Raw genomic sequence first — 23824 nt, 5'->3', positions numbered from 1 at the left:
GGACCACCACGGACATCGCGGTAGCTCGATTTCCTTGGGTTTGGATCTTTATCCGCGACAAGACGCCGAGGCCGCCCTAACTCCAAGCGCTCTCTAGCTTCGGGTGCGGAGGCCGAAGCGGGCGATGACGCGGGTGGCGATCGCGTAGGCGAGGTGGCCGCCTGGCCACTGCGTCACGTTGTGTCCGGCCGGGTCGTGGTAGTAGTTGTGGCAGCCGGACTCCATGGCCGAGGCGTTCGTGGCGAGCCGGCGGTCTACCCACGCGACGAAGCGCCGCGCCGCCTCGGGCTTCGTGTCGATGCTGCGGCGCCGGCCGCGGGCCAGGCGCCGCACGGCGCCCACGACGACCTCGGCCTGCCGCTCCAGCTGGGCGATGATGGACACTCCGCCGTTGGTGTTGGGTCCATAGAGGATGAAGAAGTTCGGGAAGCCGGGCACGGTGATGCCCATGAAGGCGCTGGCCCGTTCCCGCCAGGCGTCGTGGATGCTGCGCCCGTCGCGACCCTTGACGTCGATGCTGGCCAGAAAGCGCGTCGGCTGGAAGCCGGTGCTCAGGACCAGCACGTCGATGTCGCGGGTGGTCCCGGTCGCGTCGACCACGCCGGTCGGGGTCACGCGGCTCACCGCGTGCGGCACAAGCTCCACGTTGTCGCGGTTGAGCGACGGGTAGAAGGTGGAGGAGATGACCGGCCGCTTGCACCCCCACGGGTAGTCCGGGGTGACCGCCGCCCGCGTCGCCGGATCCTCGATGCTCTCCGCGATAAACCGCTGGCACACGTCGCGCATCCGCCGCTGCCGCTGGGATCCGGTGTCGTACCCCTTGAACCGCCGGTTGCCCTGGTGGAAGATCCAGGCCCGGTGTGCCCGCTGGGCGAGCGGTACGTTGCGGTACCACCACCGCTCCGTGGGGCTGAAGTCACGCTCGTGCTTGGGCTCGATCCAGCCGGGTTCGCGCTGGAAGACGTAGACCTTGTCGGCTTTCGGCGCGATCGCCGGGACAATCTGCACGGCGGTGGACCCGGTGCCCACCACCGCGACGGACTTGCCGGTGAGGTCGTGCTCCTCCCAGCGCGAGGTGTGGAAGCACGGCCCGGCGAAGGTGTCGAGCCCCGGCCACTCCGGGTACCTCGGCACGCTGAGCAGTCCCAGCGCGGAGATGACGACGTCGAACTCCTCGCTGTCACCGTGCTCTGTGGACAGTACGTAGCAGTCGCTCGACTCCTCCCACACCAGGTCGGTGACGCGGGTGTTCAGGCGGAGGTGTGGGGTGAGCCCGAACCGCTCGACCACGTGCTCGGCGTACGCGAGCAGCTCCGGCTGGGTGGCGTGGGTACGCGGCCAGTCGTACTTGAGGAACGAGAACGAGTACGCGTGCGAGTGCACATCCACTTCGCAGCCGGGGTACCGGTTGTCGAACCAGGTACCGCCGACGCCGGCCGACTGCTCGAAGATGACGAAGCTGGCCGAGGTCCGCTGGCGGAGCTTGACGGCCGCCGCGATGCCGCCCAACCCGGCGCCGATGATGGCGACCCGGATCGGGGCCTTGTCGCGGCTCATCGGCTGGACGGGGCTGGGTAGTCGTCGGCGTTGAACACCCAACCCTCCATCGCGGAGAAGTCGAACCTCGGCGGCGAGAACACGTCGATGAGGTGGTTTTCGCCGGCACCGATCGCCTCGCTGGTGTGCAGGGACGGCGGCGGGATCACCGTGACCGACGGCGCCTGGCAGACCTCGTGCTCGTCCTCGCGCCAGTGGGCCCGGTTTGTCGTCCACGGCCAGCGGATGTGGTGCGTGTACTCCCCGCCAGGACGATGGAGCACTGCTCGAAGTCGTCGTGCTTGTGCGGGGAGAGCTTCGACGGGTCGCGCGGCCCCTGCTTCGGGTCGATGAAGTTCACCATGAAGGTCGTGCAGCGGTACAGCCGGAACGACGGGTTCGACAGTGGCGGGACGGTCAGGTCGTAGGTGCGCACGCGGTAGCCGCCCACCGGCTCGGGCCACGGCTGGAAGTCGGGGATATTCTCGTGCGGCTCGGCGTACGAGTCGGCGTTGGCGGCGAGCGCGGCGATGTCGGCTGAGCGCGTGGTCAGCAGCCGCAGCACGCGGCCCTGTCCGATGACGGTGACCGTGCTGTCGCCGGGCGGCAGGACGAGCATCGTGCGACCGCTGACCGAGACCTCCTCGCCGGGCGCCCGCACCTCGGCGGCGAGGGAGTCGTCGGCCAGCAGCACCACGTACTCGTCGGGCTGCTCGCTCCGGGTGAACGTGGCGGTACCGTCCAGTTCGGAGTAACCGACGACGAAGTTCTGCCCGCGCGCATACCAGGTGGCGATACCGTCGGCCTTCTCCACCGGGGCCAGGTCGCGAAACTTGACGTGCTCCGACCCCGAAAACCGTTCCGGCGCGGGTTTCTCGCTCGACGGCAGGGTGGAGCGCAGATCGGAAGCGTCATACGCCATGGCTGTCCCCTTCGGTGAATCGGCTGCCGAGGCCGGCGACGGCGTTCGTCGCGGCGCTCCTCAGCAGGCTCGTGTCGTTGCTGACCATGACATACCGGAAGCCGCGCTCGGCCGCCGCCTGTGCCTGCGCGGCGGTCTGCACGGCGGTACCGGCGGGCACACCGCGCGCCCGCGCGGCGGTCAGCAACCGGTCGACAAGCTTCTGGAGCGCGGGGTCGGACTGCGGCAGGCCGGATGACAGCTGGAGGTCGCCCATGCCGAGGAAGACCCCGTTGAGCCCGGCGACGGCGAGGATCTCGTCGACCGCCTCGATCGCGGCGCGCTCCTCGAGCTGGACCGCCCGCATGACCTCCTCGTTGCCGGCGCGCAGGTACTCGTCGCGGGCCAGGCCGCCCCACCGCCCTGCACGGGACGTGGTGCCGAGGCCGCGCTCGCCGGCGGGCGAGAAGAGCATCTGCCGGACCGCCGTGCTGGCCTCCGCGACGGAGGTGACGCGTGGCACCAGGATGCCGTCGACCCCGACGTCGAGCAGCCGCTGGAGGTAACCCCCGCTGCGGTCGGGCACGCGGACGAGGACCGACATGCCGGCCCCCTGCGCCACCACCGTGGCCTGGTAGGCGAACTCGAACGTCAGCGGCGCGTGCTCCTGGTCGATGACGATGTAGTCGAACCCGGCGTCGGCGAGGATCTCGATCGGCTCCAGCGCCGGGATCTTCACCCACGTACCGACGAGGCAGCGGTCGGTCGACGCCAGCCGGCGCGCGAACCCCAGCCGCGCACTCACGCGTCAAGTCCGATCAGCCAGTGCAGGTCGACCGCGCTCATAACGCTCCTCACAAGGGGTTTTGGTCCGCAGGATTGTAGCATCGTCATACGATTTGAAACAACGGGCGAAGCCTCCGACGCGGCTACCCGCCAGGCGGCTCCGGGTGGGTACGATGTCAGGCACAAGCAGGTCAGGTGGCGCGCGGAGGGAGGACGGCGGTGACCCGAGCGAATACGTTGCGGGTTGAGCGGACCCCAGCCCTCATCCGCTCACAGGTCGTGGAAAACCTGCGCCAGGCGATCCTCGACCGCCGGCTCGCGCCGGGACAGCGCCTGATCGAGCGCGAGCTTGTGGAGCTGACCGGTGTCTCGCGCACCAGCGTCCGCGAGGCGCTGCGCGAGCTCGCCGCCGAGGGCCTGGTCACCGCGATCCCCAACCGGGGCACCATCGTCACAAGCGTCAGCGCCGAGGAGGCGCGCCAGCTGTACCAGGTGCGCTCGGTGCTGGAGGCCCTCGCCGGCCGCCTCTTCGTCGAGCAGGCCAGCCCCGCGCAGCGCAAGGCGCTGGTCCGGGCTATCGAGCGGATCGAGCGGCTGACCGCCAAGGGTTCACCGGTCCTCGCCGCCAAGGACGCCTTCTACGACGTGCTCTTCGAAGGCGGTGGCAACGACGCGCTGCGGTCGGTCGTCGGCAGCCTGCACGCGCGGGTGAGCGTGCTGCGGTCGCTGTCGCTGTCCGTCTCGGGGCGGGTCGAGCACAGCACCAAGGAGCTGCGCGCGATCGTCGACGCCGTCCTGGCCAACGATGCCGACGCCGCCGCCGCGGCCTGCGCCCGGCACGTCGAAGAGGCCGGCCGCGCTGGGCTTATCGCCCTCTCCGAGCAGGACCAGGCCTAGCCACTCCATGTGATTCACCATCGGCTCCCTTCCGTTCGCCTCGTCGGATTGTATGATGATCGGACATTGAGATGGGAGCGGTCCATGAGTGATGACGAGAGCCGACGCGAGCGCGGCATGCGGGTCCGGCGCGAAGTGCTCGGCGACTCGCATGTGGACAGATCGATGGCGAACGCCACCGACTTCACCCGCGTCGTGCAGGAGTACGTGACGGCGAGCTGCTGGGGCGACGTCTGGACCCGGCCCGGGCTCGACCGGCGCACCCGCAGCCTGCTCAACCTCGCGATGCTGACCGCGCTCAACCGCCCGCACGAGTTCTCCGTGCACGTGCGCGGCGCGTTCCGCAACGGATGCACCCAGGACGAGATCCAGGAGGTGCTGCTACAGACCGCGGCGTACTGCGGTGCGCCGGCCGCGCTCGAGTCGTTCCGCCTCGCCCAGCAGGTGATCGAGCAGCTGCGCGAAGAGACGGCGGTCGGGAGCACCAGCGCGTGAGCCGCCGCACCGGTGCACGGATCGTCGCGGACATGCTCGACGGCTACGGCGTGACACATGTCTTCCTGGTGCCGGCGATCCTCCGCCGTACCCTGGCCGAGATCGAGCAGCACCACCCGCACATCCATCGGGTGGTCACGCACGGTGAGAAGGCCGCCGCCTACATGGCCGACGGCTACGCCCGCGTGACCGGCCGCCCCGGCGTCGTCGCGGCACAGGTGGTCGGCGCGCTCAACCTCGCCGCCGGCCTGCGCGAGCCCTTCCTGGCCGGCTCCCCCGTCATCGCGCTCACCGGCGGCCGGTCACCGGCGACCAAGTTCCGGCACGTGTACCAGGAGATCGACGACCTGCCCGCGTTCGAGCCGGTGACCAAGTTCAACGGCACGATCGACGACGCCAGCCGGTTTCCCGACATGCTCCGGCACGCGTTCCGGGTGGCCACCACCGGCTCCCCCGGCCCGGTCCACCTACAGATCCAGGGCAACGAAGGGCAGCTAGACACGGCGGAAACCGACGCCGAGCCGCTCGTCGAGCCGGGCTTCGCGCAGGTGCCACCGGTGCGGCCGGCGCCGGACGACGAGAGCGTGACCGCGGTGCTCCGGCTGCTCGCCGAGGCGCGGCGGCCGGTCATCGTCGCCGGCGGTGGGGTGCGCACATCCGGCGCCGGCGCCGAACTCGTGGCACTCGCCGAGGCGCTGCGCATCCCCGTGGCGACTTCGGCCAACGGCAAGGACACGATCCCGGGCACCCACCCGCTGTCCGCCGGCGTGGTCGGCACGTACTCCCGCGAGTGCGCCAACCAGATCGTCGGCCGCGCGGACCTGGTCTGCTTCATCGGCACCGCGACGGGCGGCATGACCACGCACTTCTGGGCGGTACCACCGATCGGCACCCCGGCGGTCCAGATCGACATCGAGCCGTCGCGCCTCGGCCGCAACTACCCCCTGCGGGCGCCCGTCGTCGCCGACGCGAAGGCCGCACTCACCCGGATGCTGGCGCTCGCCGTCCATCATGGACAGCCCGACCGCACGGCCTGGCTGTCCGAAGTGGATGATGCCAAGGCGGCGTGGCGGGCCCGCTACCGCGACGTGCTCACGAGCGACGCGGTGCCGATCCGCCCCGAGCGCGTCTGCGCCGAGCTGACCGCCGGCCTGCCGGCCGACGCGGTCCTCGTGGTCGACACCGGCCACGCCGGCATGTGGATGGCGCAGTTCCACGACATCACCGCGCCGGCGCAGAGCTACCTGCGCACCGCCGGCCACCTGGGTTGGGCATTCTCGGCGGGCATCGGCGCCAAGTGCGGCGCGCCCGACCGGCCCGTGGTCGCCTTCACCGGCGACGCCGGCTTCTACTACCACCTCGGCGAGGTCGAGACCGCCGTACGCCGGCGGGTCAACCTCGTCACCGTAGTGAACAACAACCACGGCGGCAACCAGAGCAAGCGCGGCTTCGACCGGGCATACGGCGGGCAGGCCACCGACCGCGCACGCGAGCTGTGGACCTACAAGGACGTGGACTTCGCGCGGATCGCCGAGGAGATGGGCGCGCTGGGCATCCGCGTCGACAAGCCGGGCGACCTGGCCGGCGCGCTGGACCGCGCCCTGTCCGCCGACCGCCCGGTGGTGGTCGACGTCCACACCGACATCGGCGTAGTCGCCCCCCAACCGATCACCTGACCCTCCGTCCGATCAGGACGGTGCCTTGATCGGTGGGTGGTTGGGGCGTCCGTGTCGAGAAATTGCCCCTGGCGGGGCGCTTTTTCGCCACGGACGCAGGAGGGGCACCCCGCGATCGGGCCGATCAAGGAAGAGTCCGTGGCCTGCCGCCATCCGCTGCTTGTCGCGGGGCCCGCTTCCCTAGGGAAGCAGAGCGGGCGCGTCCCACCCACCGTCAGCGCGGGCCGTGCGGGTGGCGGGTTTGGTTGTGAAGCGCGGAGGGTGAGGCTGCGGGAGCAGCGGTCTGAACCACCGCGGACGTCGTGGTAGCTCGGATCTCGGTCCTGAATGGATCCCGCAGCCGCCACCGTGGACGCTAGCTGGCGGTGGCCTCGCGGTCGCGTCGCAGCTCCTCGGCGAGGATGGGGACGGCGGTCGTCGCGGCGTGGATGCCGATGACGCTGGCGATTTCCAGCACCTCGACGATCTCCTCGGTCGTGGCGCCGAGGCGGATCGCGTTGCGCATGTGGAGTTTCAGGCCGGGTGCGTACAGGTGGGTGGCCGCCGCGTCGAAGGCGATGTAGACGAACTCTTTGACCTTCGGTTCGAGTACGCCGGTCTTCCACGGCACCGAGGAGAACTCGACGTACGCCTCGAACAGCTCGGGGTCGAGCTCCAGCAGGCCGTCCCAGAACTCGTGCCAGTAGCCGCGGTTCTTGGTGAACTCGGCCTTCAGCCGCTCCCGCCGCTCGTCCAGCGGTGCCGGGCCGGTGCGCAGGCCCTCCTCCTCCAGCACTTCGAGCAGCAGCGGTATGCCGATGTTGCAGGCGTGGATGCCCAGCGTGCTGGTCAGCTCCAGCACCTCCATCAGCTCGGCCGGGGTGGCGCCGAAGGCCAGCGCGGCGCGGATGTGCTGCCGGACGCCGGGCGTGTACATGTGGGTGGCGGCCGCGTCGACGGCGACGTAGATGAACTCCTTGACCTTCGGGTCGAGGTGGTTCTTCCGCCACGGCACGGCCGACCAGTTCAGGTACGCGCGCAGGAAAGCGGGGTCGAGCTCCAGGATCCGCTCCCAGGTGTCGCTCCACGTGGAGCGGACCGCGATGAACTCGTCCTTGATCTGCTGCTGTTCGGCGGTCAGCACGGGCCACTCCCTTGTTCGTCGGTTGTCATGCGCGCCATCAGCCAGGCGGCGACCTCGGTGTGGTCGGCGTCCGGGGCAGTGCCTCGGCCGCCGCCGCCCAGGCCGCCACGGCCGCCGCGGAAACCGCCGATGGTGTACCGGTCGCTTCCTGCAGGCCGAGCGCGATGCCCATGTCCTTGAGCATCAGGCGCAGGCCGAACCCGGAGTCGTACGTGCCGGGCAGCACGAACTTCGGCCACTTGGTCTCGGTCGAGCCGCTGCGGCCGCTGGAGGCGTTGACGATGTCGAGCATCACCCGCGGGTCCAGCCCGAACGCCTGCCCGGCGAGCAGCGCCTCCGACGCCACCATCAGGTGTGCGGCGGACATCAGGTTGTTCAGCGCCTTGATGGCGTGGCCGGCCCCCACCACCTCGCCGGCGTGCACCACGCGCGTGCCCAGCACACCGAAGAGCGGTCCCAGCGCCGCGAAAGCGTCCGCGGGGCCACCCACCATGATGGTCAGCGTGCCCGCCTTGGCCCCCGCGACACCGCCGGAGACCGGCGCGTCCACCAGCGTGACACCCCGCTCGGCGGCGGTGCCGGCCAGCGCGCGGGTACGGCCGGGATCCGAGGAGCTCATGTCGACGAGCAGCGTGCCCGGGGCGAGCTGGTCCAGGAGCCCTTCGCCGAGCACGACGTGTTCGACCACTGTGGAGTCGGGCAGCATGAGCAGCACCGTGTCCGATGTGGACACGTCGGTCACCTTCTCGGCGAGCGTCGCGGTGCCAGCGAAATGCTCGCGGGCGGCGGGCAGGACGTCGTACACGCACAGGTCGTGCCCGGCCTCGACCAGCCGCGCGGCCATCGGACCGCCCATGTTGCCCAGCCCGACGAAGCCGATCATGCGCGGGCCAGGTATTCGTCGTCGGTGACCGCGTCGCGCCAGCCGGTCTGGCCCAGCGAGATCGCCAGGTGGACCAGGTACGTCTCCGGGCCGCCGCCGTGCCAGTGCGCCTCGCCGGGCGGCACCCACACCGTGTCACCCGGGTGCAGCAGCTGCGGTACGCCGCCGGCCGAGCAGACCAGGCCGGAGCCGGCGGTGACCACCAGGATCTGCCCCTTTTCGTGGCTGTGCCAGTAGGTCCGGGCGCCGGGCGCGAAGAATACGCTCGCCATGGTGACGTCCGGCCCGGACCGCAGCGGGTCGGCGAAGACGGTGCCGGTAAACGTGGCCGTGCGCTGCTCGGACGGCAGCCTGCCGGCACTCCCCCGAACGATCTCCATCAGTGCTCCTCCGGTGTGTGCAGCCGCGTCCCGCCGGCGACGTCGCCGATCGCGTCGACCACGCGGTTACTGATCTTGTCGGCGTACCCGAGGTTGTTGGCGAGCCCGAACGCGGCGAGCGGCCCCGCGGCCGACAGCGACGGTACGCCGAGCTGGCCCAGGCAGTCGACGTACAGCGCGACGTCCTTGGTCATCAGCGAGTTGGTGAGCCCGCCTTCGAGGTAGTCGCCCTTGATGATGTGCGGGAAGCGGTTGAGCGTGGCGAAGTTGACCCCGCTGCTGGCGTTGAGTACGTCGAGCACCTGGGCCAGGTCAAGTCCCGCCCGCTTGGCGGCCACCATCACCTCGGCGGTCGCGGCGAGGCTTATCGCGTTGAGGAAGTTGTTGAGCACCTTCGTCGTGTGCCCGGCACCCGGCTGTCCCATGTGGACGACTGTGCTGGCGAAGGCGGCGAACACCGGCCGCACCGTCGCGAGGGCGTCCGCTGACCCGCCGACCATGATGGTGAGCTTGCCCCGCTCCGCCGCGGCGGCACCACCGGAGATGCCCGCGTCGAGGTACTCGATGCCGGCCTTGGCGAGCGCGTCGTGGACGCGGACGGTCGAGGCCGGTGCCGCGGTGCTGAGGTCGACCACGATCTGGCCGGCGCGGCCGGACTCCAGTACGCCGCCGGGGCCGAGCACGACCGCCTCCACGACCGGGCTGTCCGGCAACGAGAGCAAGACCACGTCGCTCTCCTCGGCCACCGCCTGCACGCTGCCGGCCAGCGAGGCACCCGCCGCGGCCGCCCGCTCCGGGTCGGTGTCGAAGCCGAGCACCGGCGTGCCGGCGTCGACGAGCCTGCGGGTCATGCGGCCGCCCATGTTGCCCAGCCCGACGAACCCCACCCTCATGAGACGTCCTTTCCGTACAGCGCGCGGTCGTGGGCGGCGAAGTCCCAGGCGCCGGCGCCACCCGACGGCCGTACCGTGCTCACGATGCTGGCGCCGCCGTCGACCGAGACCACCTCGCCGGTCAGGTACGCGGCGTCGTCGCTGAGCAGGAACGCCACCACGCTCGCGATGTCGTCGCCGGTGCCGGCCCGCCGCAGCGGGGTACTGCTGGCCCGCCGCACCATGTCGTCCTTGCCGCCGGCCGCGTCGGGCGTCGCGGCGAACAGGTCGGTGGGGACGATGCCGGGCGCGACCGCGTTCACCCGGACGCCCAGCGGTCCGCCGTACATCGCGGCGCCGTGCAGGATCCCGAGCACCGCGTGCTTCGACGTCTGGTACGCCAGCAGGTCCGCGCTGCCGCGCAGGCTGCCGATCGAGCCGGTGATCACGATGCTCCCGGCGCCGCCCTGCTCGGCGTATCGGCGGAAGGCCGCGCGGACGCCGAGGAAGACGCCGCGCACGTTCACTGCCATGACCTGGTTGAACTCGGCCAGGGTCACGTCCGGCAGGGGGCGAGCGTACCGGCGATGCCGGCGTTGAGGTGGTGCAGGTCGACCCGGCCGAACCGCTCGACGGCGAGGTCCATATAGGACTTCACGCCGCCCTCGTTGGACACGTCGGCGCATATCCAGGCGCCGTCGGTGTCGAGCGACTTCGCCACCGCCCGCACCCCGTCCTCGTCGGTGTCCACCGCGACGACGTGCACTCCGTCGGCGGCCAGCCGCCGCGCGGTGGCCGCACCGATACCGCCGGCCGCACCGGTCACCACCGCGACCTTGCCCGCGAGTCCGCGCATACCTAACTCCCGTCCAATGTGATCAGTGCGGCGAGGCCGTCGCCGACGACTGGGAACCGCCGCATCACGTCCGGGTCGTGCCCGGCGACCAGGCGGTGCGTCTCGCCGAGCTGGCGCAGCATGTCGAACCCCGCGTACATCGCCGGCAGGTCGGCGACGTGGACGAACGGGCGGTCCTCGTCCAGCTCCTCGTAGTAGTGCAGCGCGTCGGAGGCGAGCACCACATCTCCCACCCGCACGATGAGCTGGCCCGGGGTGTGCCCGCCGACCTCGACCAGGTCGACGCCGCCGGGCAGGCTGGTGTGGGTGGTGAAGAACTCGATCCGGCCCTCGTCGTGCGCCGCGTGCAGCGCCGCCACGTCGTCGGTCTCCGCCGAGACGGCGAAGAGCGGTTTGCCGCCCATCGGGCTGGTCCAGAAGTCGTACTCCCGCCGGGCCATCACCAGCCGCGCGTCCGGAAAGTCGGGCAGGTTGCCGATGTGGTCGTAGTGGCCGTGGGTCACGACGATCGTCGTGATCGTGCCCGGGTCGATGCCCAGCCGGGACAGGGCCCGGCTGGGCGGGCAGAGCATCGTCCTCCTCCGGCGCCCGCCGCTGGCCTCGTTGAAGCCGCAGTCGACCAGGATCGTCTGGCCGCCGAGCCGCAGCACCCAGAAGTAGTAGTCCATCTGGATGTCGGCGTCGGGTTCGCCGTACATGTCGAAGTGCAGGAACACCTCGCTCTTGCGGGCCGCACGCGTGCCATACCGGACCGCGAGTACCTCCGCCACCGCCCCACCGCCCTCCCCGGCACCTTGCCCAGGAAACTGTAGGGCAATCATACAATCTTGTCATCCGCCCTGGTCGGGTGGCCTAAGCCTTCCACAAACGGGACGTGGCAAGGGCCGCCCCGTCGGACATCGCCCGCAGCTTGGCCCAGACGATCTCGGCGTGACCCACCCGGGAGCCGATCCCGCAGTCGGTACCCGCCTGGAGGTTCTCCCGGCCGACCACGCTGGCGAAGTTGACCAGCCGCTCGGCCACCAGCTCCGGGTGCTCGACAAGGTCGGTCGCGTGGCTGACGACGCCGGGCACGAGCACCTTGCCCTCGGGGAGCTTGACGTCCTCCCAGACCCGCCACTCATGCGCGTGCCGGACGTTGCCGGACTCGACCGCATAGTGACCCGCGTCGATGGTGACGAGCAGGTCCGCGATGTCGCGCAGCGGCACGTCCCGGGTGTGCGGACGGTGCCCGCTCCCCCAGCACATGTGGAACCGGATCAGCTCGCTCGGCAGACCCTCGACCGCGTGGTTGACGACCTCGACCGCGAACCGCAGGTAACGCCGCAGCTCTTCGAGCGTCCACTCTGGATTGTACTGCCAGGTCGTGGCGAACTCCGGCTCGTCGATCTGGAGGACGAGGCCCGCGTCCGTGACCGCCTTGTACTCCTCGCGCAGCGCCTCGGCCACCGCCATCATGTACGACTCGTCGCTGTCGTAGTGCTCGTTGCGGGCGCCCGCGCCGAGGCTGAGCGGGCCGAGCGCGGCGATGAAGCCGTCGACGTCCTTGCCTTCGATGCCTGCCTTGAGCGCCCGCACGTCTTCGGCGATCGCCGCCTGTCCGGTGTACGTGACCGGGCCGGTGCACACCTGGACGGTCGTCCGCTCGGGCGGGACCTCGCCGGGGGTGGCGAAGCCGGGCCGGACCGGGCCGCCCGAGCCGGACAGCCACAGCCCGGAGGCGTAGAAGCCGGGGAAGTCCGCGCGGTCCCGGGCACCCACGCCGGCCCGCTTGGGCTGGCGGGTCGCGTCCACCGGCAGCCACTCCCAGCCGGTGACCCGGGAGAAGATGTACCCGTGGTAATGCGTTGCCGCGGCCGCCTTGACGTACTCGCCGTCGTTGAGGATGTCGACGCCGCAATCCAGCTGCTTCGCCACCACCTCGGCGACCGCGCCCGGCACCCGCGCGTCGATGTCGGCCCGCGCCGGCTCGCCCTTGGCGATAAGCGCGTCCAGGTCCTCCGGGCGGGGCAGGTTGCCCCCGTGGGTGGTGCGGATCCGGTCGGTGGTTCGGTTCATGCGCGGGACTCCTCTAGCTCGTGGCGGCCACGGCGGTGGCCGCGGGTGAAGGGTTGCCGACCGCCTTGGCCCGCGCCGGCAACCAGCCCCACGGATGGGTGCCCCAGCGCGGCGCGTACGGCACGCCGGCCCGGATGGTCTGCACCGGCGCCAGCCCGGCCTCTCCGGTGAACGACTCCTTGACCGTGTCGGTGAACTCGAACTCGCCCGGCACCATGTCGAACACGGTCAGGTCGGCCTCCCGCCCGACCGCGATCGCGCCGAGCGTGTCGTCGAGGCCGATCGCACGGGCGGCGTTCGCCGTCGTCATCTCGACCACCTCGGACAGGCTGTATCCGACGGCCATGAACTTGGCCATGCACTCCAGCAGGCTGTGGAAGGTCTGGCCGAAGACGGTGAGGTCCGAACTGATGGTGTCCGGCCCGAGCCCTGCGGCGTGCTGCTCCTTGGCGACCCGGTAGCCGAAGTTGCCCATGCCGAGCGCGGAGTCGAGCACGACGCCGCGCGCGCGGGCCGCCGCCAGCAGGGGTGCGGTCTGGTCGAAAGCGTGCATCACGCCGCCGACGTTGGGCGTACACAGGTGGGTCAGGATGTCGCCGGGCCCGAACGACTCGATCAGAAACCGGGTGACCTCCTGCATCCGGGCCGCGGTCTCCGCCGCGCCGAACAGGTCGCCGATGTGCACCATCAGCGGCACGCCATGCTCGCGGGCGAGCGCCTTGGACCGGGTGACGATCTCCTCGCCGTCGGTCAGGACCAGCGGGCCGACGAGCCGGAGCTTGAAGCCGCGCACCAGACCGGGATTCGCCGCGACGCAGGCCCGGATCGCGTCGGCGTTGATGTCGGTCAGCGCGGACACGTCGGCCTTGCCGGGCATGCTGTGCGCGTGGCTGCCCACGTTGAGGTAGCAGATGATCCGCGTCCTGGCTTGGTCGACCACGTGGGCGGCGAGCACACCGACATTCGCCACGCCCACGGAACCCGCGTCGAGCACGGTGGTGACCCCGGACTCGACGCCGATGAAGTCTGGCGCGCAGCACTGCATGCCGACACCGGGCGTCGTGGCCCCGTACGCCACGTGGGTGTGCACGTCGATCAGGCCGGGCACGACGTACCGCCCTGTGCCACTCAGGTCGAGCACCTGGCGGGCCTGCCCGGGCGGGATCTCCCGCTGCACCGCGGCGATCCGGCCGCCGGTGATGGCGATGTCCAGTCGGTCGTCGATGCCCTGGCCCGGATCGAGCACATGGCCGTTGACGAGCAGCAGGTCGTAGGTCATCGAAATCCCTTTCACCCGCGGCGGCGGAGCTGACTCACGCTACCACGGGATTGTCTGACAGTCCGTCAATCTTGTGCCCGGCCACGAAGTCCGATCGGAGTCCTTGCCGGGCGGTATGCTGGTCGGACAGAATCCCATTTTCTTAGGCGAGGGAGCGCGTCCAGAGCCATGTCGACCCCCCGCAAGCCGGCCAAGACCACGAGCCGCACGCCGGCCAAGACCACGAGCCGCACCCCGGCGAAGGCGAACGGCGCCGCCCAGTGGAGCGTCGGTCCGGTGGGCCGGGTCGCCGCGCCCTTGCGGGAGCAGGCGGTGTCCGTCCTGCGCCAGGCGATTCTCGACTTCGAGATCCGGCCGGGTCAGCGACTGATCGAGCGCAAGCTTGTCGAGGAGCTCGACGTCTCCCGCGCCACCGTTCGCGAGGTGCTCGCGCGGCTCGCGTCCGAAGGGCTCGTCACGGTCATCCCGCAGCGCGGCGCGATCGTCTCGGTGCTGTCGGTCGCCGAGGCCGTCGACATCTACGAGATGCGCGTCGCGCTCGAGGTCCTCGCGGTGCAGCGGTTCGTCGAGCGGGCCACGCCGCAGCGGGTGCGCGAGCTGCGGAAGGCGCTGACCGGGTACGAGAAGGCGGTCCGCTCCCGCGGCGACACCAACAAGCGACTGCGCGCCAAGGACGCGTTCTACGAGGCGCTGCTGGCGGGGCGGCGAGCCCACCGCTGACCGAGATGCTGACGATCCTCCAGAGCCGGATCAGGCTGCTGCGGTCGACGTCGCTGTCGGTGCCGGGCCGGGCGCTGGACTCCGTGCACGAGCTGACCGCGATCGTCGATGCCATCGAGGCCGGCGACGTCGAGCGGGCCGGGCAGGCGTGCGCCGCGCACGTGCGCGCCGCGGCGAAGACGGGCGTCGGCCGGCTGTCGGAGATGTCCGAGCCGGTCCACTGAGCGCGGCAAGGCGCGGGCCAGGCTGGTCATGGGCCGAGGTACCCTCCTTGAGGGACTTCACCGCACGCTGCACCTCGACCAGCGCGCTGGGATCGTCGTCCACGCCGACCAGGAGGCCGCCAGCCAGTCCGGCGACCCGCTGGGCCAGGTCGACCGCCAGCTCGACGCCGACCCGGCGCTGCGCGGCGCCCGCCCGGGCCAGTGCCGTAAGCGCGCTGTCCGGCAGCACCACGTCGGGCACCTCGTGGCGCAGGTACTCGGCCTCCTGGAAGCTCGCCAAGGCGCGCAGGCTCACCAGGACCGGCACCCGGCCGGCGACCACCTCGAGCATCCGGGTCAGCGCGATGTGCTCGAAGATCGGCCGGGTCACCAGGAAGTGCACGCCCGCGTCGAGCTTGGCCCGGGTGCGGCGCAGCTCCGCCGCGAAGTCGCGCGCCCCGGGATTGACCCACGCCCCGATCTCGAACTGGGTGCGGCTCGGCAGCCGCAGTCCATTGTGGTCGGCACCGGCGTTGAGGCCGGCGAGCAGCTCCGCCAGGCCGACCGAGTCGACGTCCCAGCGACCGTCGGCGTTCGGGTAGTCGCCGGCCAGCGTCGGAGTGCCCGTCTCGCAGATGACCCTGGTGACGCCGCGGGCGTGCGCGCCGAGCAGGCTCGCCTGCAACATCATGATCGACTTGCCGGCGGTGGACACGCCCGCGACCGCGCGCAGACCGAGCTGGTCCTGCACCGCCGCGCCGGCGCTGACCGGGTTGGTGGGCAGGCGTACTCCCGGCTCCGATCGCACGGCGACCAGGTCGACGCCGGCCTCGCGGGCCAAAGCGGCCCGCCGCAGGACGCCGGCCAGCTGGCCGGCCGGATCGGTCGCGTCCGCCGCCGTCAACCCGACAAGTCCACCGAGGACGAAGCCGGCGTCGCCGAGTAGGCCGGACGCGGGGCGGGCGGGCGCGGCGCGCTCGGCTGGCGGGCGGACGGTCGCTCGTCGCGAGTGCTCCGACGCGACCGTGGACACGCTGTCGACGACCGCCCGGATGTGCTCCGGGGTCGTGCCGCAACACCCGCCGACGATGGCCGCACCGGCCGCCACCATCTTCCGCGCGTAGCGCGCGAAGTAGTCCGAGTCCACTTCGTACTCGAACCGGTCCGGGGCGACCCGCCGCGGCAGCCCCGCGTTGGGCTGGACGCTCAGCGGGACGCTGGTCCGCTCGGCGAGCTGTACGAGGACCGCGAGCGAGCCCTGCGGACCAAGGGTGCAGTTGACGCCGAGCGCGAACAGGTTGCTCCCCGCCCTCGCGACGACCGCCGACACGACCTCGGCCGGCGCGTGACCGCTCAGCGTCCGCCCGTCGGTGGCGAACGTCGACTGGGCGATCAGCGGCAGGTCGCTGACCTCGCCGGCCACGTCGATCGCCTCGACGAGCTCGTCGAGGTAGCCGAACGTCTCCAGCACGACCAGGTCCACCCCCGCCTGGGCGAGGGCCTCGATCTGGTCGCGCAGTGCCGAGCGGCGTTCTTCGGGGGTCGCCTTCGCCCGCTGGCGTACGGTCACGGCCGGCGACACCGAGCCGGCCACGAAGACCCGATGTCCGGCCGCCTCTGCGGCGGCCCGCGCGATCGCCACCCCGGCGCGGTTGATCTCGGCCGCCGCGTCGGCGTAGCCGTAGCCGGCCAGCCGCAGGCGGGACGCGCCGAACGTGTTGGTCTGCACGATGTCGGCGCCGGCCTCGACGTAGCTGTCGTGCACCGAGCGCACCAGCGCCGGGTTGGAGAGGTTCAGCTCGACCAGCGACTGGTCGAGCGAGTTGCCGACCGCGTGCAGGACCGTGCCCATCGCGCCGTCGCAGACCAGGACCCGGCGGCTGAGCATCCCGGCCAGCTCATCGCGCACGCTCACAGCTCGTCCCCGAGTCCGTTGATGATCTCCAGCGCCACCTGTACCGTCAGCCGGTCCCGGTACGACGAAAGGCTCAGACCGGTGATCTCCTCGACCCGCCGGATGCGGTACGTGACCGTGTTCGGGTGCAGGTACATGATCTTCGCTGTCCTCTTCGGACTGTCGTTCTCCTGGAAGTAGACGCTGAGCGTGCTGAGATAGTCGGTCGAGTTGTTCCGCTCGTGGGCGATCAGCTCGCCGAGTACGTCGGCGGCGAACGCGCGCAGGTCGTCGACGTCGGCCACCCGCGACAGCAACCGCTGGATGCCGAGGTCCCGGAAGGCGACGACGCCACCCAGGCGGGTCATCCGGATCGTGGTCTCCACGGCGAGCCGCGCCTCGGCGTACGACCGGGCGAAGTCCGACAGTCCCCGGCAGACGCCGCCCACGCCGACGTTCACACCGCTGCCCGGGTAGCGCGCCCCGGACGACGCGCGGCACAGCCGGCCCACCGCCGTCACCTCGTCCACCGCGGCCCGCTCGTCGTCGCCGACGGCCACGATCGCGACCACGCTGGTGTCCCGCCGGGCGACGGTCGCGTCGCTCAGCCGGGCGGTCAGCAGCCGCTCGACATAGGCGCCCAGCCGGGCGAGGCCGGCGGCCGAGCCGCCGGGCGGCGGCTCGAGCGCGACGGTCATCACCACGTGCGGCCGGCGGTCGTCGATGCCCAGGTGCCGGGCCCAGTTGTGCAGCTCGAACTCGGTCCGGTCGCGGGCCAGCAGCAGCGCCTCGACCAGGTCCAGCCGGGCGTTGCCGACCACCGAGGCGACGAGGCGGTGCCGGCCGAGGACGATTCCGCAGATCATCGCCGCGTGCTCGGTGGCGAGCAGGCCGAGGTCCTCGACCGCGCCGCCGCCCGAAGGCCGGCCGGTGAGCAGGTAGGCCGGGATCTCCTCGCCCATCACGATGGGCGCGACGACCAGGGCCACGTCGTTGTCGACGCCCGGAAGCGTGATGGCGCGCCGGGCCCGGGCGGACGCCGCCAGGACCTTGCCCAGGTCGAGCTGGCGCAAGTGGTGGTGGACGTCCTCGACCGCCTGGGGCGACGGCCCGGCCGAGGCGAGCACGTCGCGCTCGTCGTCGATCACCATCGCGCCGACCCCCAGCCGGTCCGCGATCAGCGCGACCACCGAGCGCAGGTCGCTGTCCTGGGTGGCGAGGCCGGACAGCTGGGTGTACAGCCCGACGACCTCGCGCAGCACCCGGTTTTCCTCGACCACGCGCGGCCCCGGTCCAGAGTCGACGGTCACCGGCCGCTCCTCGGCGCGGGGCGCCCCGCTGACCAGACACAAACCCGACTGCGTGTTCAACGGTCGCCTTCGGACGCGTCGACGGGATCGAAACGCTGGAGCTGGTGGCTCGCGTGGTCGGCCGGCACCCAGCCCGGCCGCAGCGCGAAGCTGTAGGTCACCTCGGCGACGTACAGGTTGCCCCGCGAGTCGAACGTGAGCCCGTGCGGGGCGATGAAGTTGCCCGGGGCGTTCTTGGCGGTGGTCGACGCACCCCACCGGCCGAGCACCGCGCCCGAGGCGTCGAGCACCGCGACCTGGCTGGGCTGGTCGAGGCCGGAGTCGTCCCGGAGGAAGCCGCGGTTGCCCTTGGGCCGCCACAGCTCGCTCACGAACACCCGGCCGTCGCCGGCGACCGCGATGTCGGTCGGGCGTTGCAGTCCGGTCCACTGGCCGAGGAACGTCCCGCCCTGGTCGAAGATCTGGATCCGGTCGTTCTCCCGGTCGGCGACCAGCAGCCGCCCGTCACCGGTGAGCACGATGGCGTGCGGCAGCCGGAACTGCCCCGGGTCCGACCCCACCTCGCCCCACGAGCCGAGCAGCTCACCGGTGGCGGAGAAGTGGTGGACGCGGCAGTTGCCGTACCCGTCGGAGACGAAGAGGTCGCCGTCGTCGGTGACGGCCACGTCGGTGCATCCGTTGAACGGCGGACCCGGGTGCCGGACCCGCTCGACACTGTGGACGCTGACCGGCTCGCCCGGCCGGATCCCGGTCGCCGTGCCGATGCCCGACGTGCCCAGGGTCAACAGCAGCTCACCGCGCGGGCTGAACTTGCGGACCGTGTGGTCGAGATTGTCCACACAGTACACACAGCCGTCGCCGTCGACCGTGATGCCGTGGGCCATCTTGAACATCCCTCGGCCGAAGGCTCGGAGGTGCCGGCCGTCCCGGTCGAAGACGAGCACCTGGGAGTCGTGCCGCACGAACAGGTAGACCCGGTCGTCCCGGTCCACCGCCACGTCCGCCACGTCGCGATGGGTCAGCCCCGAGGGCAGCCGCTCCCAGCCGGTACGGACGCGCAGACCGGCGACTTCCATCGACGTCCGCATCACTTCACCGCCATGGCGTTCGGTGGCGAGCCGACGCCACCGACCAGGTTGAGCGGCTTCGCCGTGAGCAGGAACTCGTACCGGCCGTCGCGCGCGCACGCCTCGGCCAGCGCGGAGAGCTTCCACAGCTCGCCGAGCAGCAGGCCGAGCAGGGCGAGCAACTGCCGGTGCATCATGCCGTTGTGGCTGGGGCCGCGTTCCGGGGGTGGCTCGTCTCCAATGTGGAACCCGGAGTCGGGGTCGACCGGTATCGCCTCCAGGCCCGAGTTGTCGGCGGCGACAAGGCTGAACCTGTGGTCCCACAACCACGCGAGCATCTCGTGGGACTGGTGCAGGCCCGGCGATCCCCGCCGCCGCGATGCCCGCCCCTCCGCGCTGAGCCCGAGGTACCACCGCGCCCATCCGGTGTGGACGAGCAGGATGTCGCCGGGCGCGAAGCGCACGCCTTGCAGCCGCGCGGCCGCGTCCAGGTCGGCCGGCGTGAACGCCTGGTTGTGCGCCAGCTCCCGCCCCTGTGCCGCGAAGAAGCGGGGCATGTCGAGCAGCACGCCCCGGCCGACGACGCCGCGCTCGGCGACATGCTGGATCCCCAGTCGGGGTGAGCCTTCGACGATCTCGGCGTCGGCCGCGCCGTTGTAGAAGCCGGCCACGGGGTGCCGGATGTGGCGGAGGCCGTCGATCTGCGAGGTCGACTGTAGGTAGAACGAGTCGACCCAGTCGTCGCGGTGGTTGGGGTTGTTCGCGAAGATCGTGTGCCGGGTGGCCGGACGCGTCCCGGCCAGGCTCGGCACGAACGTGTTGAGCGGGTAGTCCAGGTCGAAGACCTCGCCGGTCGTCACCAGCGCGGCGGCGGCGACCGCGCACTCCGGGGTCAGGAAGTTGAGCATGCCCAGGTCGTCGTCGGGCCCGAAGAGCCCCCACGACGATCCGGGCGGGCCGTCGGTACGCGCGCGCAGCGCGGCGTAGTCCGGCACCTCCAGCTGTGCCTGCCACGCTCCGTCGCTCGGCGCTCGTCCACCGTCGTGCGCACGGCCCGTAGCCTCGCGACTCCCGCTCATGCCTGCTCCGGCAGGACGAACGCCTGCGCACCCGGCTCCCAGGCGGCCAGCACCGACTCCCCCGGCCGTACCGTCACGGCCGCGTCGGTCGGCATGGTCGCCGATCCCGTGGACCCGTCCGGAAACGTCATGTCCACTTTGCACACGGCGCCCAGGTGCGACCGGTCGGTCACCACGGCGGGTGTGGAGTTCCAACCCTCGGGCACGGACTCCAGGTCGAATACCCGCACCTTCTCCGGCCGGACGACCAATACCGTGTCGCCGGCGCGCTCAGGGCCCGCGACCCGCCACTTCCGGTCCATCCAGAGGTAGGTGGTCGGATCGACGAGCGAGCCGGCGAACACGTTCGCCTCGCCGAGGAAGCCCGCGACGAACAGCGTGCCCGGGTCGTCGTAGAGCTCGCCGGGAGTCCCCACCCGTTCGACCCGGCCCTTGTTGAACACCGCGATCGTGTCGGAGAGGAACATCGCCTCGTCCTGGTCGTGGGTGACGAAGACGAAGGTCAGCCCCAGGTCGCGGTGCAGCCTCTTCACCTCGGCCTGTAGCGACTGGCGCAGCTTCCGGTCGAGCGCGCCCAACGGTTCGTCGAGCAGCAGCACCGCCGGTGAGAACACCACCGCACGGGCGAGCGCCACCCGCTGCTGCTGCCCGCCAGAGAGCTGGTCCGGCTTGCGGGACTCCATCCCGCCGAGGCCGAACAGGGCGAGGATGTCGCCCACCAGCGTGCGCATCTTCTCGCGCGGGAGCCGCCGCTGCCGCAACGGGTACGCCACGTTGTCGAAGACCGTCATGTGCGGGAACAGCGCATAGTTCTGGAACACCATGCCGAAGTTGCGCTTGTGCGTCGGCACCTCGGCGAGGTCGCGATCGTTGAGCCGAATCGTCCCGGACGTCGGCTGCACGAAGCCCGCGATCATGTTGAGTGTGGTGGTCTTGCCCGACCCGCTGGGCCCGAGCAGCGTGATGAACTCCCCCGACTCGATGGTGAGGTCGATGTCGTCCACGGCTGGCTCGTCGTGCGGTCCGTACCGCTTGCGCAGCTTGCGGATCTCGATGTGACCGGTGCGGCTCTCATTGCCCATGAATTCCTGCCTTTTGGTCCGTACGGATCCAGCCGAGCTGTACCAACAGGATGACCAGGCTTACGACCACGACGAGGATCGTCGACGCGGCCGAGATCGTCGGGTTGGCTTCTTCGGTGACGCTGTTGAACATCTGGACCGGGAGGGTGGTGGCGCCCGGCCCCTGTAGGAGCAGGGCGATGACGAGCTCGTCGAAGGAGGCGACGAACGCGAACACGCCACCGGCGACGATCCCCGGGAGGATGAGGGGAAGCGTCACGGTCCGGAAGGCGGTGAACGGCGGGGCGCCCAGGCTCAGGGCCGCCGACGTCATCGACTTGTCGTAACCCTGGAGCCGGGTCAGCACGGGGATCAGGACGAACGGCACCGCGAGCGCGGTCTGGCCGAGGACCAGACCCTGCAAGGTACCGCTAAGGTCGAGCTTGAGGAACGTGCCGTAGATGGCCAGCGCCAGCAGGATGTGCGGCACCACGAGCGGCGATATCAGCGTGGTGAGCCCGGCGGTGCGCAGCCGCCGGCCCAGGCGGAGCAGCCCGAACGCGGCGCACGTGCCGATGACGAGCGCGAGCGGCGTGACCATGGCCGCGACCTTGAGCGATGTCACGGCCGCGGCACGCCACTCCGGTTCCTCGACGAGGTTCTTGTACCAGCGGCCGGACCATCCGGGCGGCGGAAACTGGAACGTGGTGCCGCTCGACAGGCTCATCGGGATCAGGAACAGCGTCGGCACGGTGACGAGCAGCGCGATGAGGAACACGACGGCGTACAGGGACGACCGGCTGGCTTTCACGAGTCACCACCCATCGTCTGGGCCAGACCCTTGCCGCCCCGCGCACCGCCGCCGCGCCGGGCGGAGAGCTGCCGGCTCAGGCCGAGCATGGCGAGGGTGACGACAAGCAGGAGGATGCCGATCGCGTTCGCGCCGGCGAAGTCCAGCACCTGCTGTACGCGAATCATGATGAGCTGCGCGATCAGCGTTTGCTGGGTCGACCCGAGCATCGCCGGGGTGACGTAGAACCCGAGCGACAGGATGAACGTCAGGGTCGCCGCCGCGGCGATGCCCGGCACCGACAGCGGGAGGTAGATGCTGCGGAACGCCCCGGCCCGGGTCGCGCCGAGGCCCTGCGCGGCGTCGAGCAGCCGGCGGTCGATCTGGTCCAGCCTCGCGTACAGGGGCAGGACCGCGAACGGGAGCAGCACCTGCGACATCGCGATCACCACGGCCGGCGTCGTGCCGAGCAGCGACACCCCGAACGCGCGGTCGAGCAGGCCGTCGCGCTGGAACAGGATCAGCCAGGCGAAGTTCTTGGCGATCGCGCTGGTCCAGAACGGGATGAGCACGATCGTGAAGAGCACCGCCCGCATCCGCCGGCCCGACACCGTCATGGCGTACGCGTACGGAAACGCCATGAGGATGTCGATGAGGGCCACGAGCAGCGCCACCCAGATGGTGCGGACCATCACCCGGACGGTGTAGCCGTCGGTGAACAGGCTGACGTAGTTGTCGAATCCTGTCGTCGGCTCGGTGAGGCTGACCTGGATCATGCGGGCGAGCGGGTACAGGAACAACACGCAGAAGGCGACGACGGCCGGGATCAGGAGCACGAGGGTGGCCGCGCGAGAGGCCACCCATCGCGCCCCGTCCCGCCGTACGGGTGTGGGCCGCACGCCCACCTCAGGTGCGGCGGTCACGGTCAGCCCACCTGCCAAGCGGTCCACTTCTTGGTCACCTCGGCGATGTTCTCCGCCCAGAAGGTGTTGTCCTGCCGCGCCTGCCGGCCGCGGTCGGAGCCCAGGAAGGGGTTGAAGACTTTGGCCGTCTCGGTGAACGGGATCTTGTTCAGGTCGATGTCAGTACGGACTGGCGTCAGACCGTTCATCGCGCAGAACTTGATCAGCTGCTCCGGTTCGAGCGCGAAGGCGACCGCTTCCTCCGCGGCCTTGGCGTTCGGCGCGCCCTTGGGGATGAGCCAGGCGGTGTAGTCCCAGCTGGTGAAGTCCCAGACCGGGGCCATGGTGCCGCCGCTTTCGTTGGTGATGTGCAGGCGGCCGTTCAGCCCGAGGGCCATGGTCGCCTGCTTGTCGACAAGGTTCTGCTGGAAGGCCGTGTACGAGGGCGCGAAGATGATGTCGGACTTGATCGTGCCGAGCTTCTTGAGCGCGCGGTCGACGTCCAGCGGGTAGAGCTGCTCCGGAGCGACGCCGTCGGCGACGAGGGCCGCCTCCAGGATGCCCTTCGGGTTGTTGTAGAAGACCCGCTTTCCGGGGAACGTCTTGGTGTCGAAGAAGTCGTTGATCTTCGTCGGGACGTTGCCCTTGTACGCGGTCGTGTTGTAAGCGAACTCGGTGGCGAACTTGGTGCCGGGCACGGAGCACTCGGTGGTCGTGCCCTCCGGCACCTGCGTGGCGGGCATCCGCGACATGTCTATCTTCTCGAACAGGGTGCCGCAGTACGCCTTGGCCAGGTACGAGCCGGTGTGCACGACGTCCCAGACCGTCTTGCCGGACTTCACCATCGTCTGCACCTGGCTGATGTAGCTGAGCGAGGTGACGTTGTTGAACTTCACCCCGGTCTTCGCCGTGAACGGCCCCTGGAGGGCCTCGGCCTCCTGCTTCTGCGCCTCACCGCCGGTGGACTGCCAGGTGATGGTGATCTTGTCGCTCGGCACGGCCTCCGGTGCTGCGCCCGACGAGGAGCCGCAGGCGGTCGTCACCAATATCGTCGCC

At 70.7% G+C, this 23824-nt stretch carries 25 protein-coding genes and 1 pseudogene; 5 read left to right on the top strand and 21 right to left on the bottom strand.

Annotation, left to right across the window (positions count from 1 at the left end):
- Window positions 1–93: 93 nt before the first annotated feature.
- The 4 genes from Pflav_RS10185 to Pflav_RS10175 are packed head-to-tail and all read right to left on the bottom strand — an operon-like array spanning window position 94 to window position 3242.
- Window positions 94–1557: a flavin-containing monooxygenase gene (locus Pflav_RS10185; protein ID WP_173035663.1), complete on the bottom strand. Its 1464-nt coding sequence runs from the start codon at window positions 1555–1557 to the stop codon at window positions 94–96.
- A complete protein-coding gene (locus tag Pflav_RS43470) occupies window positions 1554–1706 on the bottom strand; it encodes a cupin domain-containing protein (RefSeq protein ID WP_197938297.1) in 153 nt (50 codons plus the stop codon). Before Pflav_RS43470 ends, Pflav_RS10185 begins: the two co-directional genes overlap by 4 nt.
- Entirely contained in the window at window positions 1703–2458 is a 756-nt protein-coding gene (locus Pflav_RS10180) for a hypothetical protein (protein WP_197938295.1), read from the bottom strand. Before Pflav_RS10180 ends, Pflav_RS43470 begins: the two co-directional genes overlap by 4 nt.
- Window positions 2448–3242, bottom strand: coding sequence for an HpcH/HpaI aldolase family protein (locus Pflav_RS10175; protein ID WP_232071213.1), 795 nt, complete (start codon window positions 3240–3242; stop codon window positions 2448–2450). Before Pflav_RS10175 ends, Pflav_RS10180 begins: the two co-directional genes overlap by 11 nt.
- Before the next feature lie 200 nt (window positions 3243–3442).
- On the opposite strand from Pflav_RS10175, the gene Pflav_RS10170 reads away from it, so the two are divergent.
- From Pflav_RS10170 to Pflav_RS10160, 3 genes are all read left to right on the top strand, one after another.
- Window positions 3443–4120 carry a GntR family transcriptional regulator gene (locus tag Pflav_RS10170; protein ID WP_197938294.1) on the top strand — a complete coding sequence of 226 codons (678 nt, stop codon included), beginning with the start codon at window positions 3443–3445 and terminating at the stop codon, window positions 4118–4120.
- Between the two features lie 84 nt (window positions 4121–4204).
- On the top strand, window positions 4205–4615 hold the full coding sequence (locus Pflav_RS10165) for a carboxymuconolactone decarboxylase family protein (RefSeq protein ID WP_173035659.1): 411 nt from the start codon (window positions 4205–4207) through the stop codon (window positions 4613–4615).
- Window positions 4612–6291 carry a thiamine pyrophosphate-binding protein gene (locus Pflav_RS10160; RefSeq protein WP_173035657.1) on the top strand — a complete coding sequence of 560 codons (1680 nt, stop codon included), beginning with the start codon at window positions 4612–4614 and terminating at the stop codon, window positions 6289–6291. The genes Pflav_RS10165 and Pflav_RS10160 overlap by 4 nt, the downstream gene beginning before the upstream one ends.
- Window positions 6292–6646: 355 nt before the next feature.
- Here the strand turns inward: Pflav_RS10160 and Pflav_RS10155 are convergent, their stop codons facing one another.
- The 9 genes from Pflav_RS10155 to Pflav_RS10120 form a co-directional block, all read right to left on the bottom strand.
- Entirely contained in the window at window positions 6647–7414 is a 768-nt protein-coding gene (locus Pflav_RS10155) for a carboxymuconolactone decarboxylase family protein (RefSeq protein ID WP_173035655.1), read from the bottom strand.
- A gap of 37 nt (window positions 7415–7451) precedes the next feature.
- Window positions 7452–8297 carry an NAD(P)-dependent oxidoreductase gene (locus tag Pflav_RS10150; RefSeq protein WP_197938292.1) on the bottom strand — a complete coding sequence of 282 codons (846 nt, stop codon included), beginning with the start codon at window positions 8295–8297 and terminating at the stop codon, window positions 7452–7454.
- Window positions 8294–8677 carry a cupin domain-containing protein gene (locus Pflav_RS10145; protein ID WP_173035653.1) on the bottom strand — a complete coding sequence of 128 codons (384 nt, stop codon included), beginning with the start codon at window positions 8675–8677 and terminating at the stop codon, window positions 8294–8296. Before Pflav_RS10145 ends, Pflav_RS10150 begins: the two co-directional genes overlap by 4 nt.
- Window positions 8677–9570 (bottom strand): NAD(P)-dependent oxidoreductase, encoded by an 894-nt coding sequence (locus Pflav_RS10140; RefSeq protein WP_173035651.1) that lies wholly within the window; start codon window positions 9568–9570, stop codon window positions 8677–8679. The genes Pflav_RS10145 and Pflav_RS10140 overlap by 1 nt, the downstream gene beginning before the upstream one ends.
- On the bottom strand, window positions 9567–10109 hold the full coding sequence (locus tag Pflav_RS47290) for an SDR family NAD(P)-dependent oxidoreductase (RefSeq protein WP_197938290.1): 543 nt from the start codon (window positions 10107–10109) through the stop codon (window positions 9567–9569). Before Pflav_RS47290 ends, Pflav_RS10140 begins: the two co-directional genes overlap by 4 nt.
- A complete protein-coding gene (locus tag Pflav_RS47285; RefSeq protein ID WP_197938288.1) occupies window positions 10106–10405 on the bottom strand; it encodes an SDR family NAD(P)-dependent oxidoreductase in 300 nt (99 codons plus the stop codon). The genes Pflav_RS47290 and Pflav_RS47285 overlap by 4 nt, the downstream gene beginning before the upstream one ends.
- Before the next feature lie 2 nt (window positions 10406–10407).
- Window positions 10408–11175: an N-acyl homoserine lactonase family protein gene (locus Pflav_RS10130; RefSeq protein ID WP_197938279.1), complete on the bottom strand. Its 768-nt coding sequence runs from the start codon at window positions 11173–11175 to the stop codon at window positions 10408–10410.
- Window positions 11176–11257: 82 nt separating this feature from the next.
- On the bottom strand, window positions 11258–12463 hold the full coding sequence (locus Pflav_RS10125) for a cobalamin-independent methionine synthase II family protein (protein ID WP_173035646.1): 1206 nt from the start codon (window positions 12461–12463) through the stop codon (window positions 11258–11260).
- A 13-nt stretch (window positions 12464–12476) separates the two neighbouring features.
- Entirely contained in the window at window positions 12477–13742 is a 1266-nt protein-coding gene (locus Pflav_RS10120) for an amidohydrolase family protein (protein WP_173035644.1), read from the bottom strand.
- Window positions 13743–13910: 168 nt separating this feature from the next.
- Here Pflav_RS10120 and Pflav_RS10115 point away from each other — a divergent pair, with 168 nt between their 5' ends.
- Both Pflav_RS10115 and Pflav_RS48610 read left to right on the top strand, forming a co-directional pair.
- A complete protein-coding gene (locus tag Pflav_RS10115; protein ID WP_197938277.1) occupies window positions 13911–14462 on the top strand; it encodes a GntR family transcriptional regulator in 552 nt (183 codons plus the stop codon).
- Between the two features lie 5 nt (window positions 14463–14467).
- Window positions 14468–14686, top strand: a complete 219-nt coding sequence (locus Pflav_RS48610) for an FCD domain-containing protein (protein ID WP_415624315.1) — start codon at window positions 14468–14470, stop codon at window positions 14684–14686.
- Between the two features lie 124 nt (window positions 14687–14810).
- Here Pflav_RS48610 and Pflav_RS10110 read toward each other — a convergent pair.
- From Pflav_RS10110 to Pflav_RS10075, 8 genes and pseudogenes are all read right to left on the bottom strand, one after another.
- Window positions 14811–16553, bottom strand: a pseudogene (locus Pflav_RS10110) (bifunctional homocysteine S-methyltransferase/methylenetetrahydrofolate reductase); the annotation flags it as partial.
- Between the two features lie 23 nt (window positions 16554–16576).
- Window positions 16577–17869 (bottom strand): PucR family transcriptional regulator, encoded by a 1293-nt coding sequence (locus Pflav_RS10105; protein ID WP_173035642.1) that lies wholly within the window; start codon window positions 17867–17869, stop codon window positions 16577–16579.
- A 56-nt stretch (window positions 17870–17925) separates the two neighbouring features.
- Window positions 17926–18957: a peptidyl-alpha-hydroxyglycine alpha-amidating lyase family protein gene (locus Pflav_RS10100; protein WP_173035640.1), complete on the bottom strand. Its 1032-nt coding sequence runs from the start codon at window positions 18955–18957 to the stop codon at window positions 17926–17928.
- Window positions 18957–20015, bottom strand: a complete 1059-nt coding sequence (locus Pflav_RS10095) for a cyclase family protein (RefSeq protein WP_173035638.1) — start codon at window positions 20013–20015, stop codon at window positions 18957–18959. Before Pflav_RS10095 ends, Pflav_RS10100 begins: the two co-directional genes overlap by 1 nt.
- Window positions 20012–21097 (bottom strand): ABC transporter ATP-binding protein, encoded by a 1086-nt coding sequence (locus Pflav_RS10090; protein WP_173035636.1) that lies wholly within the window; start codon window positions 21095–21097, stop codon window positions 20012–20014. Before Pflav_RS10090 ends, Pflav_RS10095 begins: the two co-directional genes overlap by 4 nt.
- A complete protein-coding gene (locus Pflav_RS10085) occupies window positions 21087–21887 on the bottom strand; it encodes an ABC transporter permease (protein ID WP_197938272.1) in 801 nt (266 codons plus the stop codon). The genes Pflav_RS10090 and Pflav_RS10085 overlap by 11 nt, the downstream gene beginning before the upstream one ends.
- Window positions 21884–22816 (bottom strand): ABC transporter permease, encoded by a 933-nt coding sequence (locus Pflav_RS10080; protein WP_197938270.1) that lies wholly within the window; start codon window positions 22814–22816, stop codon window positions 21884–21886. Before Pflav_RS10080 ends, Pflav_RS10085 begins: the two co-directional genes overlap by 4 nt.
- Window positions 22792–23811, bottom strand: coding sequence for an extracellular solute-binding protein (locus Pflav_RS10075; protein ID WP_173035634.1), 1020 nt, complete (start codon window positions 23809–23811; stop codon window positions 22792–22794). The genes Pflav_RS10080 and Pflav_RS10075 overlap by 25 nt, the downstream gene beginning before the upstream one ends.
- Window positions 23812–23824 lie beyond the last annotated feature (13 nt).

The sequence above is a fragment of the Phytohabitans flavus genome, assembly GCF_011764545.1.
GTDB lineage: Bacteria > Actinomycetota > Actinomycetes > Mycobacteriales > Micromonosporaceae > Phytohabitans > Phytohabitans flavus.
Note: the sequence above shows the minus strand (reverse complement) of the source record. Positions and strands in the feature narration are given on the sequence as shown.